We start from the raw sequence: 17,432 nt of genomic DNA on the forward strand, positions 1-17,432 counted from the left end.
GTGGCAAATGTAGGAATGACAAAAATGCAACAATGGTAGGCAAAGTGCTGGTGCGCCTCAGGTTTCCATTTCCGATTTGCCTGGAAAGCGGGCTTCTCTGCCTTCGATCCCCCCAAAAAAAGTCGCCGGCATAGGCCGGCGAGTTAGAATGGGGGGAATCTGTCTTTTCGTGGAATCAGGCGGCCAGGACAGCCTTCGGCTCGACCAGTTCGTAGCCGAGCGCTTCGGCCACCGCGCGGTTGGTGATCTTGCCCTTGTGCACATTGAGGCCGTTGCGCAGGTGGTGATCGTCGACCAGCGCCTTCAGACCCTTGTCGGCGAGCTGCAAACCATAGTGAAGCGTCGCGTTGTTGAGCGCATGGGCCGAGGTGACCGGCACCGCGCCAGGCATGTTGGCGACGCAATAGTGGATGACGCCATCGACCTCGTAGGTGGGGTCGGCGTGAGTCGTCGCGTGCGAAGTCTCGAAGCAACCGCCCTGATCGATGGCGACATCGACCAGCACGGACCCCTTCTTCATGCCGGACAGCATTTCGCGGGTGACGAGCTTCGGCGCGGCGGCGCCCGGGATCAGCACGGCGCCGACGACGATATCGGCCGAGAAGCACTCTTCCTCGAGCGCCTCGACGGTCGAGTAGCGAGTGTGGACACGGCCCGCGAAGAGGTCGTCGAGCTGTCGCAAGCGCGGGATAGAGCGGTCGATGATGGTGACGTCGGCGCCAAGGCCCGCCGCCATTCTGGCGGCATGCAGGCCGACGACGCCGCCGCCGAGCACGGTCACCTTGCCGGGCAGCACGCCGGGCACGCCGCCGAGCAGCACGCCGCGGCCGCCATTGGCCTTCTGCAGCGCCGTCGCGCCGGCCTGGATCGACAGGCGTCCGGCGACTTCCGACATCGGCGCCAGCAGCGGCAGGCCGCCACGGTCGTCGGTGACGGTTTCATAGGCAATCGCGGTAACGCCGGAAGCCAGCAGCCCCTTGGTCTGCTCCGGATCCGGAGCCAGGTGGAGATAGGTATAAAGGATCTGGCCATCGCGGAGCTGCGCCCATTCATTGGGCTGTGGCTCCTTGACCTTGACGATCATGTCCGACTTGGCGAACACCTCGGCAGCGGTCTTGGCAATCGTGGCGCCGGCGGCGCGGTAGGCGTTGTCATCGGCGCCGATGCCAGCACCGGCACCGGTCTCGACCAGCACTTCGTGGCCATGAGCGACATATTCGCGAACCGAGCCGGGCGTGAGGCCGACGCGATATTCGTGGTTCTTGATTTCCTTGGGGCAGCCGACGCGCATCTTCTTCTCCTGATCCGGCCCTTTTTGGGCTCGTTCCCTGTATTGGCGGAGTGAACCATGAATCGCTGCGCATGTGTTTGCGAATGCGCTTGCGAGCGCGGGCAAGTTTCGATAATCGTTGCGCGAAACAGCCAGATTTTCGCAGGATTCACGAAAAATGCCGCTCGACAGGATTGATATCGCCATTCTCGAGGCTTTGCAGAAGGATGGTCGGATACCCAACGCAGCGCTTGCCGAGAAGGTTGGCCTGTCGCAGTCGGCGTGTTCGCGCCGGCTCGACAATCTGGAGAAATCCGGAACCATTCGCGGCTACCACGCCCGGCTCTCCAATGCGGCCCTTGGTCATCAGATGACGGCGATCGTGCACATATCGCTGTCGGGGCAATTCGAGAAGACGCTGTCGGATTTCGAGGCGGCGATCAAGCGCTGCCCGAATGTGCTATCCTGCCATTTGATGTCTGGCGAATATGATTACATCCTGCGCATCGCGGCAAAGGATCTCGTCGACTACGAGCGCATCCATAAGGAGTGGCTGTCGGCCATGCCGCATGTGACGAAGATCAACTCGTCATTCGCCTTGCGTGAGATCGTCGACCGCACGGCGATGGGCATGAAGCCGGAAATGGCTTAACGCCAGAGGCAAACCCGGACGTCCTTCCCAACATAGCATGCGCCTTCGCGGCGAAGTTCTCCCCAATCTCCTGGTTCACCGTGAGTTTCGCGAATGTCCGAGTTCCCATAGCCTTCCCAAACATCACCGTCCTTGTAGACAACTGCCCAGTAATCCTTGGACATTTCACCAGCCCCACTATGCGTATCAGGATAGTCGATACCTGCAAAAACTTGCCGAGGCCCCTGGATATTAAAATCGCCGCCCCTCTCGATTTGATAGGAGCATCTTCCGGATATGCGTGTCTGACCGTTAACAACAAGCAGGCAGCGGCCCCATTTATAACCGCTCGGCAAACGATGCTGTGGTAGGGCATGCGAAGGTGAAAAGGCGAACGCAATTGCAAGGGCAACCGCTATGGTTCGTTCGGTCATCTTGTCATCCGTTGTGAAACAGCCGATCAAAAGAGCGACCGGACACTGTTGGGTCCGCCCAGGGCGCATGCCGAAACGGTCCGCCGCGGCATGGTCCCCTTAGAGATCATTATTTATCGACCAAGTCGGATTTTTGTCACGATACATCGCGCTGCTGCACGGCGGGAGTTAGGATCGATTGAAACGCGTCGGTCCGTACCTGAGGTGTTCTTACGTCAGGCGATCCCGGCCAACCGGCCTCGCTGCTGTCGTGTCCACATTTCAAGGGTGAATCGGCGAGACAGAAATCCGACCGGTCTCATTTTCCCTACAGGTTCTTAGGCCTCGGTGACGATCCGGTCCATCGGGATATCGTGCGGTTGCGGATAGATGGTCGCGATGCGCTGCAGTTCGTAGCCGACGCCGATGACCAGTGGCTTGAACGGCATCGCGGCCAGCGTGCGGTCGAAGAAGCCGCCGCCATAGCCCAGGCGATAATTTCCGGGATCGATGCCCACGATCGGCGAAATGACGATGTCCGGCAGAACCGGGTCGCCCTCGGCCGGTATCGGGATGTTCCAAACGCCCTTTTCCAGCCGGTCGCCCGGTGCGTAGGCGCGAAAGATCAGCGGTTGCCCTTTCTCGACAACGACGGGCAGCGCGGTGCGGCCGCCACGCTCATTGATGGACGCCATCCATGGCCGCAGATCCGGCTCGCCGCGGAACGGCCAGTAGAGACTGACCATGCGGCCGGCGATCTCGCCGACGACAGCATCCAGGCCTTCGGCAATGCGCTGCGACATGGCTGCTCGCGCGTCGGCCGAAACGGCAAGACGGGCGGCGATCAGCCGCTCGCGTTCGGCCTTGCGCCAGCGCCGCACATCGGTCCAGTCGCTCAATGGCGCACGGAATTCCGGGTCGAGTTCGTGCATGAAGCAGGGCGGCGAAGAATATTGCGCCGGACCTTGGTCATCATGATCTTCAGCCATGCCTCACCTCGTGCTGTTTCCTTGAGGCTATACCCAGCCATGCCGTATGGCATGTGCGTTCCCGACATCGCGCGGCGACTCCGGGGCACGCGCGGCGACCCTGGGGTACGCGGAGCGACGTTGGGGTACGCGGGGCGACCCGGGGGTACGCGCGGCGACGCGGGAGGTGGGGCCGGGCATTGCTGCAGTGCACAAAAATCCCTACATCAAGTCAGGCGTTTTTCTCCATGGGTGAATGAGATGAGCCAGGCCAGCCATCATGTCGTCGTTGTCGGCGCGGGTTTCGGCGGTCTCGAATTCACCCGCGCGCTTGGCGGAGCGCCGGTGCGCATCACCATGATCGACAAGCGCAACCACCATCTTTTCCAGCCACTGCTCTACCAGGTGGCAACCACGGCACTGGCCACGTCCGAGGTCGCCTGGCCGATCCGCCACCTCCTGCGCAAGCGCAAGGACGTGACGACGCTGCTCGCCAATGTCGCCGGCGTCGACCGTGCCGGCAAGCGCGTGCTGCTCGATGATGGCAGTGCTGTTGCCTACGACACGCTGCTGCTCGCGACCGGAGCGCGCCACGCCTATTTCGCTCATGACGAGTGGGAGCCTTTCGCGCCGGGCCTGAAGACGCTGGAGGACGCCACGACGATCCGGCGCCGTATTCTTCTGGCCTTCGAGCAGGCCGAGCGGGAAACCGATCCCGCCAAACGCCAGGCGTTGCTGACATTGGCGATCGTCGGTGGCGGGCCAACCGGCGTGGAGCTTGCCGGCACCATCGTCGAACTGGCGCATGACACGTTGCGCGGTGAGTTCCGCAACATCGATACACGGCAGACGCGCGTGGTGCTGATCGAGGCCGGCGATCGCATCCTTGCCAATTTTTCGCCGAAACTCTCCGACTATGCCAGAAAAGCGCTTGAACGGCTCGGGGTGACGGTCGAACTCGGCCGGGCCGTCACGCGTTGCGATGCCGAGGGCGTCGTCTTTGGCGACAGGCAGCTGGCGGCGAGGACCATCCTGTGGGCCGCGGGCGTTGCCGCTTCGCCAGCCGCCGAATGGCTCGGAGCAGCCGCGGATCGGGCGGGCAGGGTGCTCGTCGAACCCGATCTGACTGTGCCCGGCAGTCCGGAGATTTTCGTCATCGGCGACGCCGCGCACGTGCTGCGGCCGGATGGGCGACCCGTTCCCGGCGTGGCGCCCGCTGCCAAGCAGCAGGGCAAGCATGTTGCCGCGACGCTGAGGGCGCGGCTTGCCGGAGACGCAAGCCGGCGGCCATTCCGCTACAGGCATGACGGCGATCTCGCCACGATCGGCAAGCGCGCCGCGGTGATCGATTTCGGCTGGATCAAGCTGACCGGCTGGGCGGCCTGGTGGCTGTGGGGGATCGCCCACATCTATTTCCTGATCGGCTTTCGCAACCGGCTTGCGGTTTCACTGAGCTGGCTATGGATCTACGCGACCGGCCAGCGCAGCGCCCGCCTGATCACCCAAGGCGACGACGACAAGGGCTGATTTCTCCGTCCGGATCATTCATCCGCACGTCATCCGCTTCTGATCGAGTGGCGGCCGATGCGCGCGACTTGTTGAATGGACTCGAATTGCTTTCGGCGCGAAGTTCACTTCGGGCAGGGCCATGTCGTGCGTCGAAGAAGGAGAACACAATGTCCCGATTGCTCCATTCCGTCTCCCGCCGCGATCTCCTTGCGGGGGCCTCCGCCGCAGGGGCGCTGATCATGCTTCATCCCTTCTCCGCCCGCGCTCAAGGTAACCAGGCGCATCTTCGGATCATGGAAACCACCGACATCCATGTGAACGTGCTGCCCTATGATTACTACGCCGACAAAGCGAACGACACGATGGGCCTGTCGCGCACGGCCTCCCTCATCGACGCGGTACGCAAGGAATCCGCCAATGCGATGCTGATCGACAATGGCGATTTGCTGCAGGGCAACCCGATGGGCGACTACATAGCCTACGAGAAGGGCTTGAAGGATGGCGACCTCCATCCGATCATGAAAGGCATGAACCTGCTCGGCTACGAGTGCTCGACGCTTGGCAACCACGAGTTCAATTACGGCCTGTCGTTCCTGGACAAGGTGCTGGCCGGCGCCAATTTCCCCTTCGTCTGCGCCAACCTTATCCGTGGCACCGAGCTTGCAGCAAACCCGCGCGACGACAAGCTCTACCTCAAGCCCTATGTCATCCTCGACAAGAAGATCAAGGACGGCTCGGGCGCCGAGCAACCGATCAGGATCGGCATCATCGGCTTCGTGCCGCCGCAGATCATGGTCTGGGACCTCAAGAATCTCGAGGGTAACGTCAAGACGCGCGGCATCGTCGAGGCGGCTAGGGCCTGGGTGCCGCAGATGAAGGAGGAGGGCGCCGACATCGTGATCGCGCTCTCGCATTCCGGTATCGACGTGAAGCAGGGCGACATGATGGAGAACGCATCGTTCTTCGTGGCCGGCGTCGACGGCGTCGATGCGGTGTTCACCGGTCACCAGCACCTGGTTTTCCCCGGCAAGAAGGATTTCCAGTCGCTCGAGGGCGTCGATGCACAGAAAGGCACGCTGCAGGGCAAACCCGCCGTCATGGGCGGTTTCTGGGGCTCGCATATGGGGCTGATCGACCTGATGCTGGAGCGTGACGGATCGAAATGGAAGGTCGTTTCCGCGACTTCCGAGGCGCGGCCGATCTTCGAACGCGTCGACAACAAGAACAAGCCGACCGTCCCGGACGACAAGCGCATCATCGCGGCGCTCGAGCAGGACCACCAGGCGACCTTGGCCTATGTGCGCCGCCCAGTCGGCAAGACCTCCGCGCCGCTCTATTCCTATTTCGCGCTGGTCGCCGACGATCCGTCGGTGCAGGTCGTCAGCCAGGCGCAGACCTGGTACCTCAGGGATATTCTCAAGAACACGCAGTGGAAGGATGTGCCGCTGCTGTCGGCCGCCGCTCCCTTCAAGGCCGGCGGGCGCAACGGCGCCGACTACTATACCGATGTGCCGGCGGGCGACATCGCCATCAAGAACGTTGCCGATCTCTATCTCTATCCGAACACCGTGCGGGCCGTCGAAATCACCGGGGCGCAAGTCAAGGAATGGTTGGAAATGTCTGCCGGCATCTTCAACAGGATCGAGCCGGGCAAGGCGGACCAGGCGCTCATCAACACAGACTTCCCATCCTACAATTTCGACGTCATCGACGGCGTCACCTACAAGATCGATCTCTCGCAGCCGCCGAAATACGATACCAAGGGCGGGCTGGCGAATGCCGGCGCCAACCGTGTCGTCGACTTGATGTTCGATGGAAAACCAATTGATATGAAAAAGAAATTCGTCGTCGCGACCAACAATTACCGTGCCGGCGGCGGTGGCAATTTCCCTGACATCAATGCCTCGAAGATCATCTACGAGGCGCCGGACACCAATCGCGACGTCATCGTTCGCTACATCGTAAGCCAGGGCACGATCAACCCGTCGGCGGACGATAACTGGTCATTCGCGCCGCTGCCTGGAACCAGCGCTTTGTTCGAAACCGGCGCCAAGGCGAAGGATTTCATAGCCGAGGTGAAATCGCTGAAGATCGAACCGGTGGGTGAAGGCGAGGCAGGATTCGCGAGGTATCGTATTCTACTGTGACCATTGCCAGCAGGAATCATAGCAAGCCGGCAGGCAGGCGCTGCAAACCAGTTCCGCGCCAGCGGTGTGAAACTACGCCTTGTAGACCACCTGGCGCACGTCGATGTAGCTGGCTCGGAAGCCGGCTTCGCAATAGTGCAGGTAAAATTCCCAGAGCTTCTTGAAGCGGTCGTCGAAGCCGAGCGGAACGATCTTCTCCCACGACGCCCAGAAGCGATGGCGCCATTCGGCGAGCGTGCGTGCGTAGTCGTCCGGAAACACGCGCTCGCGCAGATGGGCAAGGCCATGGTCCTTGCCGAGCGCCTTCAGGATCGACGGGGTCGGCAGCATGCCGCCGGGGAAAACGTAGCGCTGGATGAAATCCGGCCTTGCGCGATAGGTGTCGTAAGCGGCTTCGTTGATGGTGATGATCTGCAGGCCCGCGGTGCCGCCGGGTTTCAGGCAGGCCTTCATCTTGCCGAAGAACACCGGCCAGTATTTCTCACCGACCGCCTCGAACATCTCGATCGACGCGATGCGGTCGTAGGTGCCGGTTTCGTCGCGATAGTCCTGCAGCTTGATGTCGACCTTGTCTGCAAGCCCGGCCTTTTCGATGCGTGCCTTGGCGAAGTCGTGCTGCTCGCGGCTGATCGTCAGCCCTGTCACACGGCAGCCTATCTCTCGCGCCGCGAATTCGGCGAAGCCGCCCCAGCCGCAGCCGATTTCCAGCACGTGGTCTTTCGGCCCGATCCCCGTGTCCTTCGCCAGTGCGCGATATTTGGCGGCCTGGGCGCTTTCCAGGTCGTTGGCGCCGGTCGCGTAGAGTGCCGACGAATAGGTCATGCTCGGGTCGAGCCATTCCTTGTAGAAGGCGTTGCCGAGGTCGTAATGCGCCGAAATATTGCGCTTCGAGCCGGTGCGTGTGTTCTCGTTGAACCAGTGACGAATGCGCTGAACGGTGTTGATGAGCCAGCTGGCGCCGCCGGCGACGCGTTCGCCGATGGCCGAATTGATCACGAACAGTTCCAGGAAGCTGGTCACGTCAGGGCTTTCCCAATCACCGTCCATGTAGGATTCGGCAACGCCGATCGTACCGCCGGAAAAGGCCCGGCCGGGCAGGCGCCAGTTCTTGAGCACCAGTTCGGCATCGGGGCCGGGCCCCTTGCCTCCGACGAGGACAGCACGGCCGTCCGGCATTCTGACCTTCAGCGAACCGCGCGGCAGGTTCATCGCTGCCGACAACACCATGCGCGCCTTGGCCGGCAGGCCCTTGACGATCTCGGCGAAATTGAATTCGTCCAGCTTGACTGCGTCGCCCGACGCTGCGCCATGATGTTCCTTGTAAGCCATCGCATGCCCCCGGACTTCCGCGGTGTCGGCACAAATTGCCGACCTCCTCTTCTCGCGGTTCATTCGCCGGGTTCGAACGCCGTTGCAGGTCCCGGTAGCTGGCCGGTTCGGCGACGGGCGGGTTCGAACGAAAGCGCGCGTTCTTTAACCAGAGCTTCAGCGCTTCCCAGTGAATCCCCGCGACGATCTTCTACGTCATGAGGGGGAACTTCAAGAGGCAGGCTGCGAGCTGGGCTGTGCCAAGGGAGCCGGCGATCAGCGGCTTGGATCTGCCTTTGGCACAGCACAGGCCGAACGCACCAAAAACGCCTATGGTTGCAACCGCGCTTGTGCGATAGTTTTAGGCATGCGTTATGTAATCGTCATTGCCGCCGTCGCATTTCTCCTGATCTGGGACGGCCTCTACAATCAGGGCCGGTATCTCGACACGACGGTCAGGGACGTAACGCACGTCGTGCGATACGTGACCGGCAAGATCTAGCGCCCATCCGAACGGCCGCCGCCGCGACATCGTTGTCGGTTGACGTGACCGTTCTGCCATCACAAAAGACCCCGGCATTTCGATCGAGGAGGCGGGGTTGATCCGGCACATTGTTTTCTTCAGCGCGCGGCGCAAGGAGGATGTGGAGGCGGTGCGAACAGGCCTGCTGGCGCTCGGCGATATTCCCCATTCCAGTCTCTTCGAGGTGACGCTGAATACCAAGGTGGATCCGCTGTCGGATGAGGTCGATGTGGTCGTCTACGCAGAGTTCGCCGATGACGCCGCGCTTGCCGCCTACAAGGCGCACCCGCTCTATGCGCGGACCACCAGCAAGGTCAAACCGTTGCGCGAACTGCGCTATTCGGCCGATGTCGTGGCCGGCAGCTGACCGAGGCCTTGTTCCAACGAGTGCCTTTTTCGGCGTCCCACGAAATAGCTGGGTAACACGTGAAGGCCGCCGGGCAGGTTGCCAGCCTTCCGCCAGGCCTTCACTTCGGCCAGCGCGGTGCCGAAATGCCGAAAGCGATGCGGTACTGCCTCGCCAGCCGCAGCAACAGTTCCCGATCCTGATGACGGCGCGGGTCGGATCGTAGCCGCCGATCGCAGCAAAGGCCGCGCGGCGAACGGTGACGGTCGAATTGGTCAGCGGGAGGTGGTCAGAACCGTCTGGGCCGCGCCGTTCGATGCCGAATCACGACGCCGTGACAATCGTCCAAGGCGGAATTCGCGACATCCCCCGCGCGGGGGGATGCAGTCGGGATGCGATCAAGCCTTGAACCGCTTTGCGGAATGATGCACATCGCGCCTGCATGACCCGAACAACAGCCGCCGGCATTCATCCGCTCGATCATCTGGTGCTGCCTGTGCGCAGCCTCGACGTGGCGCGAGCCCGGCTCACCGCGCTTGGTTTCGTCGTCGCACCGACCGGCATCCATCCCTTCGGAACGGAAAATTGCTGTGTTTTCCTCGCCGATGGCACCTATCTCGAGCCGATCTCGGTCGGCGATGAACAGGCGGCGGCGAAGGCCATTGCCGACGGCAATGTGTTCGTCGCGCGCGACCGCGTCTATCGCGACAGCCGCGGCGACGAGGGCTTTTCCGCCATGGTTCTTGCCACCGGCAATGCCGACGCCGACCATGCACGCTATGTCGAAGCCGGTATCTCGGCGGGAGATATGCTGAGCTTTTCGCGCGCCTTCACCGACACAGCGGGCAAAAGCGACATCGCATCGTTCAAGCTCGCCTTTGCCTCTGGCAGCAAGGCTACGGATGCCTTTCTCTTTGCCTGCGAGCGGGTCAATGCTCCGAAAGTGGACCGCGCGGCGTTGCAGGCTCACGCCAACGGGGCCACCGGCATCGTCGAAGTGGTGGCGGTCAGCGGCCAGCCTGCCGAGCAGCACCGGCTGATTTCGGTAGCGGTGGGCGATCCCACCGTCAGTGAACAAGGCGGCACGTTTCATTTGCCGAATGCGACTTTGAACGTGCTTGACCCTGCGTCTTTCACCTCGCGTTTTGGCCTGTCAGCCGGCGCGCCAACTGAGCTTCGCTTCGCCGCGGTGGTCTTTTCGGTCCGGCACGCCGATGTCACCTCGAGGCTGCTTGCAGCCAATTCCATCAAACACGATATATCGGGCAATGATATCGTCGTGCAGCCGGCATCCGGACAGGGCGCGGCTTTCATCTTCCGGGAGATCAAATGAGCAAGCCCCTGGCGCCCAATTCGTCGGTAACCGTCGGCAATGTCGTCTTCGACAACAACGCGGCCCTGGCGCTGATCGCCGGCCCCTGTCAGTTTGAATCGCGCCAGCATGCCTTCGACATGGCTGGCGCGCTGAAGGAACTGACCGGCAAGCTCGGGATCGGCCTCGTCTACAAGACCAGCTACGACAAGGCCAACCGCACCTCGCTGTCGGCGACGCGCGGCGCCGGCATGGACGCCGCACTTCCCGTCTTCGACGAGCTGCGCAAGGAATTTTCGCTCCCGGTGCTGACCGATGTCCACACCGAGGAACAGTGCGCGATCGTCGCGCCGCATGTCGATGTCCTGCAGATTCCGGCTTTCCTGTCGCGCCAGACCGACATGCTGGTCGCCGCCGCGAAAACCGGCAAGGTCATCAACGTGAAGAAGGGGCAGTTCCTTGCTCCCTGGGACATGAAGAACGTGGTCGCCAAGATCACCGGTTCCGGCAACGCCAATGTGCTGACCACCGAGCGCGGCGCGTCTTTCGGCTACAACACGCTGGTGTCCGACATGCGGGCCTTGCCGATCATGGCCGAGATCGGCGCGCCGGTGATCTTCGATGCCACGCATTCGGTGCAGCAGCCGGGCGGGCAGGGCGGTTCCTCGGGTGGCGAACGTCGCTTTGTCGAGACGCTGGCCCGCGCGGCTGTCGCCGTCGGCGTTGCCGGCGTGTTCATCGAGACCCATCAGGATCCGGACAATTCGACCTCTTCCGATGGCCCGAACATGGTGCCGCTGAAGGATATGCCGGCACTCCTGGAAAGGCTGATGGCTTTCGACCGCGTGGCGAAGGCTCGCTGAGCCAGGCGTATCCGGCCGGCGCTTGTGGAAGGCACAGGCCGGCTGTACGCTTGCCCGGCAAATGAGCGTTTTGGCAGGAGGAAGCCATGTCTGTTGCCCGCGTCACCGAAATCACATCGTCGTCGAAAAAGAGCTTTCAGGACGCCATCGAAAAGGGAATTGCGCGCGCATCGAAGACCCTCAAGAACGTCGAAGGCGCCTGGATACAGGACCAGAAGATCGTCGTCGAAGAAGGCAAGATCGCTGCCTATCGCGTCAACATGAAGGTTACCTTCATCCTCGCGGAGTAGCTGCCCGTAGCCGAAAAAGTCGGGAACTTTCGCTCCCGCCCCTCATTGTCAAAGTCCAGATCAACGACAACGAGGAGCACACCATGACAACGCAGACAGGCCATACCGAAGCCATTGCTGCTTCGCGCGTCATCGGCACGTCCGTCTACAATACCGAAGGCACAAGCATTGGCAGCATCGAGGATATCATGCTCGACAAGACGTCGAACGGCATCATGTTCGCGGTAATTGGCTTTGGCGGCTTTCTCGGCATCGGCGAGAAGTATCACGCCATCCCGTGGGCGAGTCTCGACTATGATGAGCACAAGGGCGGCTACATCGTGCCGTTCTCCAAGGAGCAACTGAAAGCGGCGCCTGCCTATTCGATTAACGAGCTGGCCGGCGCGGATGGCGAGACGGCGCGTGACGCATCTTACGACTACTACAAGGTCACGCCCTACTGGCATTGACGGCTGCAATAAGAAAGGCCCCGCCGAGGCGGGGCCTTTCTTGATTCAGGTCGCTGCCTATTCGCTGATGTGCAAGGCCGGCAGCGGCGCCAGGGCTTTGGGTGGCGACTGCTGATTGTCGCACGACGTCAGAAACGCAGCCGCGATCAGGAACAGACTCACGATACCGCTCAACTCAGACATGGCGAAACTCCTCATGTTTCGCCCCGCGCGACAACAGCCATACCCGAAATCCGTGCCCGATGGCATGACTTATGATGACAGCGATTTGCGCTTCGTGAATCGCCGGGCCTGACGCCACGGCAATAATTGCAGGCAGGCCGATTGCCTTTTGCGGCACTTTGGCTAAGACGTGCGCGACGCTTTCAATCGATCAATCGGGGACATCGCAATGACCGCCATCATCGACATTGTCGGGCGTGAAATCCTGGACAGCCGTGGAAATCCGACCGTCGAGGTCGATGTCGTTCTCGAAGACGGTTCGATGGGCCGCGCCGCGGTGCCGTCGGGCGCCTCGACCGGTGCCCACGAGGCTGTCGAACTGCGCGACGGCGGCGCCCGCTATCTCGGCAAGGGCGTGCTCAAGGCCGTCGAGGCGGTGAATGGCGAGCTGTTCGAGGCGATCGGCGGCATGGAAGCCGAAAACCAGATCCACATCGATCAGACCATGATCGAGCTCGACGGCACGCCCAACAAGAGCCGGCTTGGCGCCAACGCCATCCTCGGCGTGTCGCTGGCGGTGGCCAAGGCGGCGGCCGATGCCGCCGGCCTGCCGCTCTACCGCTATGTCGGCGGCACCAAGGCGCATGTCCTGCCGGTGCCGATGATGAACATCATCAATGGCGGCGCGCATGCCGACAACCCGATTGATTTCCAGGAATTCATGATCCTGCCGATCGGCGCGCCGACGCTGCGCGAAGGCGTTCGCTGGGGATCGGAAATCTTCCACACGCTGAAGAAGAAGCTGAAGGATGCCGGCCATAACACCAATGTCGGCGACGAGGGCGGCTTTGCCCCCAACCTGAAGAGCGCGCCGGTCGCGCTCGACTTCATCATGGAATCGATCGAGCAGGCCGGCTTCAAGCCGGGCGAAGAGGTCGCGCTCGGCCTCGATTGCGCGGCGACCGAGTTCTTCAAGGACGGCAACTACGTCTATGAGGGCGAGAAGAAGACGCGTGACCCGAAGGCCCAGGCCAAATACCTGGCCAAGCTTGCCGCGGACTACCCGATCATCACGATCGAGGACGGCCTGGCCGAGGACGACTGGGAAGGCTGGAAGTACCTCACCGACCTGATCGGCAAGAAGACGCAGCTGGTCGGCGACGATCTGTTCGTCACCAACACGGCACGGCTGCGCGACGGCATCCGCATGGGCGTTGCCAATTCGATCCTGGTCAAGGTCAACCAGATCGGTTCGCTGACGGAAACGCTCGACGCCGTCGAGACCGCGCACAAGGCCGGCTACACCGCTGTCATGTCGCACCGCTCGGGCGAAACCGAGGATTCGACCATTGCCGATCTCGCCGTCGCCACCAATTGCGGACAGATCAAGACCGGCTCGCTGTCGCGCTCGGACCGCATGGCAAAGTACAACCAGCTGATCCGCATCGAGGAAGAACTCGGCAAGCAGGCGCGCTACGCCGGCAAGTCGATGCTGAAGGGCTGATCCGAAAACATTCGGATTCTCCAATATCGCATGAAGGGGCGGGAGCATTCCCGTCCCTTTTTGATTTTGGCGCCGCCAAGCCGGTCATCCGTAACCGTCCGTTAAGCACAATCGGGCGAAAAAGATGGCGAGCCGCCTGAGTTCGCGGCCGCGAGGATTCGAGCGATGTGGACGCGTCAGCACAAGCAGAGAAACACCGGCCGGCTGATCATCCCCTCGCTCTGCGTGGCCTTCCTGGCCTATTTCGGCTTTCACGCCTATCACGGCGAATTCGGCATCTACTCGAAATATCAGCTGGAAGCCCAGACGGTCGCGCTGCAAGGTCAGCTCGATGCGATCAAGGCGCGCCGGATGGAACTCGAGCGGCGCGTCCGGCTCATGCATGAGGGCACGCTGGAGAAGGACATGCTCGACGAGCAGGCGCGCAAGGCGCTCAATCTGTCCCAGGCTGACGAAATAACCATCATGTTGCCGGCCGCAGCGAAATAACCGGTATCAGGTTAATCGCCAATATTTTCAATGTTTTTAATCGCTTAGGTGCATGCCAGCTATGCAAATTCGGCATGGCGCAACGCTTTGGCGCGTGTTAGCCTTGCATAAATCGGTGGGGAGGAGCTGATCTCCCCGGAGCAGATTTCATCCTGCTCTAATGTCCGCGAAGAGACGCCAACAGGGAGTGATGCATGGCCACCGCAGCCAGAAAAGCGCCTGCCAAATCCAGATCCGACGGCAAATCGGGGCTTTCCGCCCCCAAACCCGCTGAATTCACCAGGGATGAAGAGCTTGCCGCCTACCGGCATATGCTGCTCATCCGTCGCTTCGAGGAAAAGGCCGGCCAGCTTTACGGCATGGGTTTCATCGGTGGCTTCTGCCACCTCTATATCGGTCAGGAAGCGGTCGTCACCGGCATGAAGATGGCGCTGATCGAGGGCGACCAGATGATCACCGCCTATCGCGACCACGGCCACATGCTGGCGATGGAGCTTTCACCGCGGGGCGTCATGGCCGAACTGACCGGCCGCCGCGGTGGTCTGTCCAGGGGCAAGGGCGGCTCCATGCACATGTTCTCCAAGGAAAAGCACTTTTACGGCGGTCACGGCATCGTCGGCGCGCAGGTATCGCTTGGCACCGGGCTCGCCTTTGCCAACCGCTATCGCGACAACAACAACGTCTCGCTGACCTATTTCGGTGACGGTGCGGCCAACCAGGGCCAGGTCTATGAAAGCTTCAACATGGCCTCGCTGTGGAAGCTGCCGGTCATCTACATCATCGAGAACAACCGTTATGCCATGGGCACGTCGGTTTCGCGCTCGTCCGCCGAGACCGATTTCTCTCACCGTGGCGCATCTTTCAAGATTCCCGGTATCCAGGTCGACGGCATGGATGTGCGCGCGGTGAAGGCCGCCGGCGATCTCGCCACCGAATGGTGCCGCGCCGGCAACGGGCCGTTGATCCTCGAAATGCAGACCTACCGCTATCGCGGCCACTCGATGTCCGACCCGGCCAAATACCGCTCCAAGGAAGAAGTGCAGAAGATGCGCTCCGAACATGACCCTATCGAGCAGGTCAAGGCGCGGCTGATCGAGAAGAAGTGGGCGACCGAGGACGAATTGAAAGCCATCGACAAGGAGGTTCGCGACGTCGTCGCGGACGCCGCCGAATTTGCCCAGAACGACGCGGAGCCGGATCCGTCCGAGCTCTGGACCGATATCGTACTGTAACGGGAGGGCAAGGACATGCCGATCGAAATTCTCATGCCCGCCCTTTCGCCGACCATGGAAGAGGGCAATCTTTCCAAGTGGTTGAAAAACGAGGGCGACAAGATCGTCGCCGGCGACGTCATCGCCGAGATCGAAACCGACAAGGCGACGATGGAAGTCGAAGCCGTTGACGAAGGCACGCTGGGCAAGATCCTGATTGCCGCCGGCACCGAAGGCGTCAAGGTCAACACGCCGATTGCCGTCTTGCTGCAGGACGGTGAAAGCGCCAGCTCCCTTACCTCCCCCTCCGATGGGGGAGGTCGCGCCGCAGGCGCGGGTGAACCCACCGCTGCAACCCCCGCCCCGGCCGGCGAGCCGGCCAACCCTCCACACAAGGGGGAGGGTAAAGCAGCACCCGTCGCCGCCGCCCCGAAAACGGAAATCGCCGCCGATCCGGACATTCCTGTAGGCACCGAAATGGTCTCGACCACGGTGCGCGAAGCTCTGCGTGACGCGATGGCCGAGGAAATGCGCCGCGATGGCGATGTCTTCGTCATGGGCGAGGAGGTTGCCGAATATCAGGGCGCCTACAAGATCACGCAAGGGCTGCTGCAGGAATTCGGGCCGCGGCGCGTCGTCGACACGCCGATCACCGAGCATGGCTTTGCCGGTGTTGGTGTTGGTGCGGCGATGGCCGGCCTGAAGCCGATCGTCGAGTTCATGACCTTCAACTTCGCCATGCAGGCGATCGACCAGATCATCAATTCGGCCGCCAAGACGCTCTATATGTCCGGTGGTCAGATGGGCGCGCCGATCGTGTTTCGCGGGCCGAACGGCGCCGCAGCCCGCGTCGCCGCCCAGCATTCGCAGTGCTATGCCGCCTGGTACAGCCACATTCCGGGCCTCAAGGTTGTGATGCCTTACACCGCCGCCGACGCCAAGGGCTTGCTCAAGGCGGCGATCCGCGACCCGAACCCTGTTATCTTCCTCGAGAACGAAATCCTCTACGGTCAGTCCTTCGACGTGCCGAAGCTGGATGATTTCGTGCTGCCGATCGGCAAGGCGCGCATCCACAAGACCGGCAAGGACGTCACCATCGTTTCCTTCGGAATCGGCATGACTTATGCGGTCAAGGCGGAGGCGGAACTGCGCGGCCTGGGCATCGATGCCGAGATCATCGACCTGCGCACGATCCGGCCGCTCGACCTCGACACCGTCATCGCTTCGGTCAAGAAGACCAATCGGCTGGTCGTGGTGGAAGAAGGCTTCCCGCAGAGCTCGGTCGGCGACCATATCGCCAACCAGGTATCGCAGCGCGCCTTCGATTTCCTCGATGCTCCGGTGATCACCATTGCCGGCAAGGATGTGCCGATGCCCTATGCGGCCAACCTCGAGAAACTGGCCTTGCCAAACGTCGGCGAGGTCATCGAGGCGGTCAAGGCCGTCACGTATCGCTGAACCGGGCGGGAGAACAAAATGCCAATCAACATCACCATGCCGGCCCTGTCGCCCACGATGGAAGAAGGCAATCTGTCAAAGTGGCTCGTGAAGGAAGGCGATAAGGTTTCGCCGGGCGATGTCATCGCCGAGATCGAAACCGACAAGGCGACCATGGAGGTCGAGGCTGTCGATGAGGGAACGGTTGCAAAGCTCGTCGTTCCCGCCGGCACCGAAGGCGTCAAGGTCAATGCGCTGATCGCCGTGCTCGCGGCTGAAGGCGAAGATGCAGGTGCTGCCGCGAAAAGCAGTGGCGGTGCTGCGCCAGCGAAAGCCGAGGCTCCCAAGGCTGAAGCACCAAAGGCCGAGGCACCAAAGGCTGAACCTGTCGCCGCCGCGCCCAAGGCAGAGGCGGCTCCGGTTGCCAACGGTCATGCGGGTGGCGAGCGCACCTTCGCTTCGCCGCTGGCCCGGCGCGTCGCCAAGGAAGCCGGCGTCGATGTGTCCGCCGTCACTGGCACCGGCCCGCATGGCCGTGTGGTCAAGGCCGATGTCGACGCGGCGATTGCCGGCGGCGGTGCCAAGCCTGCCGCGAAGGCT

19 protein-coding genes are annotated in these 17,432 nt (G+C 62.0%); 14 read left to right on the plus strand and 5 right to left on the minus strand.

All coding sequences use genetic code 11. The annotated features are described in order from the left end of the window. Nucleotides 1–175: 175 nt before the first annotated feature. Nucleotides 176–1,291, minus strand: a complete 1,116-nt coding sequence (ald, locus tag OOJ09_RS15175; RefSeq protein WP_269905952.1) for an alanine dehydrogenase — start codon at nt 1,289–1,291, stop codon at nt 176–178. A 157-nt stretch (nt 1,292–1,448) separates the two neighbouring features. Between ald and OOJ09_RS15180 the strand changes: the two genes are divergently transcribed. Then, nucleotides 1,449–1,922: an Lrp/AsnC family transcriptional regulator gene (locus OOJ09_RS15180; RefSeq protein ID WP_013531467.1), complete on the plus strand. Its 474-nt coding sequence runs from the start codon at nt 1,449–1,451 to the stop codon at nt 1,920–1,922. Here OOJ09_RS15180 and OOJ09_RS15185 read toward each other — a convergent pair. Both OOJ09_RS15185 and OOJ09_RS15190 read right to left on the minus strand, forming a co-directional pair. Further along, nucleotides 1,919–2,335, minus strand: coding sequence for a hypothetical protein (locus OOJ09_RS15185; RefSeq protein WP_269905953.1), 417 nt, complete (start codon nt 2,333–2,335; stop codon nt 1,919–1,921). The genes OOJ09_RS15180 and OOJ09_RS15185 overlap by 4 nt on opposite strands. A 317-nt stretch (nt 2,336–2,652) precedes the next feature. Beyond that, nucleotides 2,653–3,303, minus strand: coding sequence for a 5-formyltetrahydrofolate cyclo-ligase (locus OOJ09_RS15190; protein WP_269905954.1), 651 nt, complete (start codon nt 3,301–3,303; stop codon nt 2,653–2,655). Between the two features lie 240 nt (nt 3,304–3,543). On the opposite strand from OOJ09_RS15190, the gene OOJ09_RS15195 reads away from it, so the two are divergent. Then, nucleotides 3,544–4,809 carry an NAD(P)/FAD-dependent oxidoreductase gene (locus OOJ09_RS15195; protein ID WP_269905955.1) on the plus strand — a complete coding sequence of 422 codons (1,266 nt, stop codon included), beginning with the start codon at nt 3,544–3,546 and terminating at the stop codon, nt 4,807–4,809. A gap of 149 nt (nt 4,810–4,958) precedes the next feature. Beyond that, complete coding sequence (locus OOJ09_RS15200) at nt 4,959–6,938, plus strand: bifunctional 2',3'-cyclic-nucleotide 2'-phosphodiesterase/3'-nucleotidase (protein WP_269905956.1); 1,980 nt, start codon at nt 4,959–4,961, stop codon at nt 6,936–6,938. Nucleotides 6,939–7,010: 72 nt separating this feature from the next. Here OOJ09_RS15200 and OOJ09_RS15205 read toward each other — a convergent pair whose 3' ends face one another. Beyond that, complete coding sequence (locus OOJ09_RS15205; protein ID WP_269905957.1) at nt 7,011–8,267, minus strand: SAM-dependent methyltransferase; 1,257 nt, start codon at nt 8,265–8,267, stop codon at nt 7,011–7,013. A 346-nt stretch (nt 8,268–8,613) separates the two neighbouring features. Between OOJ09_RS15205 and OOJ09_RS15210 the strand changes: the two genes are divergently transcribed. From OOJ09_RS15210 to OOJ09_RS15235, 6 genes are all read left to right on the plus strand, one after another. Continuing rightward, entirely contained in the window at nt 8,614–8,748 is a 135-nt protein-coding gene (locus tag OOJ09_RS15210; RefSeq protein WP_269905958.1) for a hypothetical protein, read from the plus strand. 97 nt (nt 8,749–8,845) lie between these two features. Continuing rightward, nucleotides 8,846–9,136: a Dabb family protein gene (locus OOJ09_RS15215; protein ID WP_269905959.1), complete on the plus strand. Its 291-nt coding sequence runs from the start codon at nt 8,846–8,848 to the stop codon at nt 9,134–9,136. Nucleotides 9,137–9,557: 421 nt separating this feature from the next. Next, nucleotides 9,558–10,448 carry a VOC family protein gene (locus OOJ09_RS15220; RefSeq protein WP_269905960.1) on the plus strand — a complete coding sequence of 297 codons (891 nt, stop codon included), beginning with the start codon at nt 9,558–9,560 and terminating at the stop codon, nt 10,446–10,448. Next, complete coding sequence (gene kdsA / locus OOJ09_RS15225) at nt 10,445–11,290, plus strand: 3-deoxy-8-phosphooctulonate synthase (protein ID WP_091584701.1); 846 nt, start codon at nt 10,445–10,447, stop codon at nt 11,288–11,290. The genes OOJ09_RS15220 and kdsA overlap by 4 nt, the downstream gene beginning before the upstream one ends. Before the next feature lie 86 nt (nt 11,291–11,376). Then, nucleotides 11,377–11,580: a dodecin family protein gene (locus tag OOJ09_RS15230; RefSeq protein ID WP_269905961.1), complete on the plus strand. Its 204-nt coding sequence runs from the start codon at nt 11,377–11,379 to the stop codon at nt 11,578–11,580. A gap of 83 nt (nt 11,581–11,663) precedes the next feature. Continuing rightward, entirely contained in the window at nt 11,664–12,029 is a 366-nt protein-coding gene (locus OOJ09_RS15235; protein ID WP_269905962.1) for a PRC-barrel domain-containing protein, read from the plus strand. A 57-nt stretch (nt 12,030–12,086) separates the two neighbouring features. Here the strand turns inward: OOJ09_RS15235 and OOJ09_RS15240 are convergent, their stop codons facing one another. Next, nucleotides 12,087–12,212 carry a hypothetical protein gene (locus OOJ09_RS15240; RefSeq protein WP_091584815.1) on the minus strand — a complete coding sequence of 42 codons (126 nt, stop codon included), beginning with the start codon at nt 12,210–12,212 and terminating at the stop codon, nt 12,087–12,089. Between the two features lie 208 nt (nt 12,213–12,420). On the opposite strand from OOJ09_RS15240, the gene eno reads away from it, so the two are divergent. The 5 genes from eno to OOJ09_RS15265 all read left to right on the plus strand — a co-directional run. Further along, a complete protein-coding gene (gene eno / locus OOJ09_RS15245; RefSeq protein ID WP_269905963.1) occupies nt 12,421–13,695 on the plus strand; it encodes a phosphopyruvate hydratase in 1,275 nt (424 codons plus the stop codon). Between the two features lie 165 nt (nt 13,696–13,860). Further along, nucleotides 13,861–14,184 carry an FtsB family cell division protein gene (locus OOJ09_RS15250; RefSeq protein ID WP_269905964.1) on the plus strand — a complete coding sequence of 108 codons (324 nt, stop codon included), beginning with the start codon at nt 13,861–13,863 and terminating at the stop codon, nt 14,182–14,184. 194 nt (nt 14,185–14,378) lie between these two features. Further along, nucleotides 14,379–15,416, plus strand: a complete 1,038-nt coding sequence (gene pdhA, locus OOJ09_RS15255) for a pyruvate dehydrogenase (acetyl-transferring) E1 component subunit alpha (RefSeq protein WP_269905965.1) — start codon at nt 14,379–14,381, stop codon at nt 15,414–15,416. 15 nt (nt 15,417–15,431) lie between these two features. Next, nucleotides 15,432–16,853 carry a pyruvate dehydrogenase complex E1 component subunit beta gene (locus tag OOJ09_RS15260; RefSeq protein WP_269905966.1) on the plus strand — a complete coding sequence of 474 codons (1,422 nt, stop codon included), beginning with the start codon at nt 15,432–15,434 and terminating at the stop codon, nt 16,851–16,853. Between the two features lie 18 nt (nt 16,854–16,871). Continuing rightward, nucleotides 16,872–17,432: biotin/lipoyl-containing protein (locus tag OOJ09_RS15265; RefSeq protein ID WP_269905967.1), on the plus strand; the 561-nt coding region annotated here is incomplete at its 3' end.

It is taken from the genome of Mesorhizobium qingshengii (assembly GCF_027563465.1).
GTDB lineage: Bacteria > Pseudomonadota > Alphaproteobacteria > Rhizobiales > Rhizobiaceae > Mesorhizobium > Mesorhizobium qingshengii_A.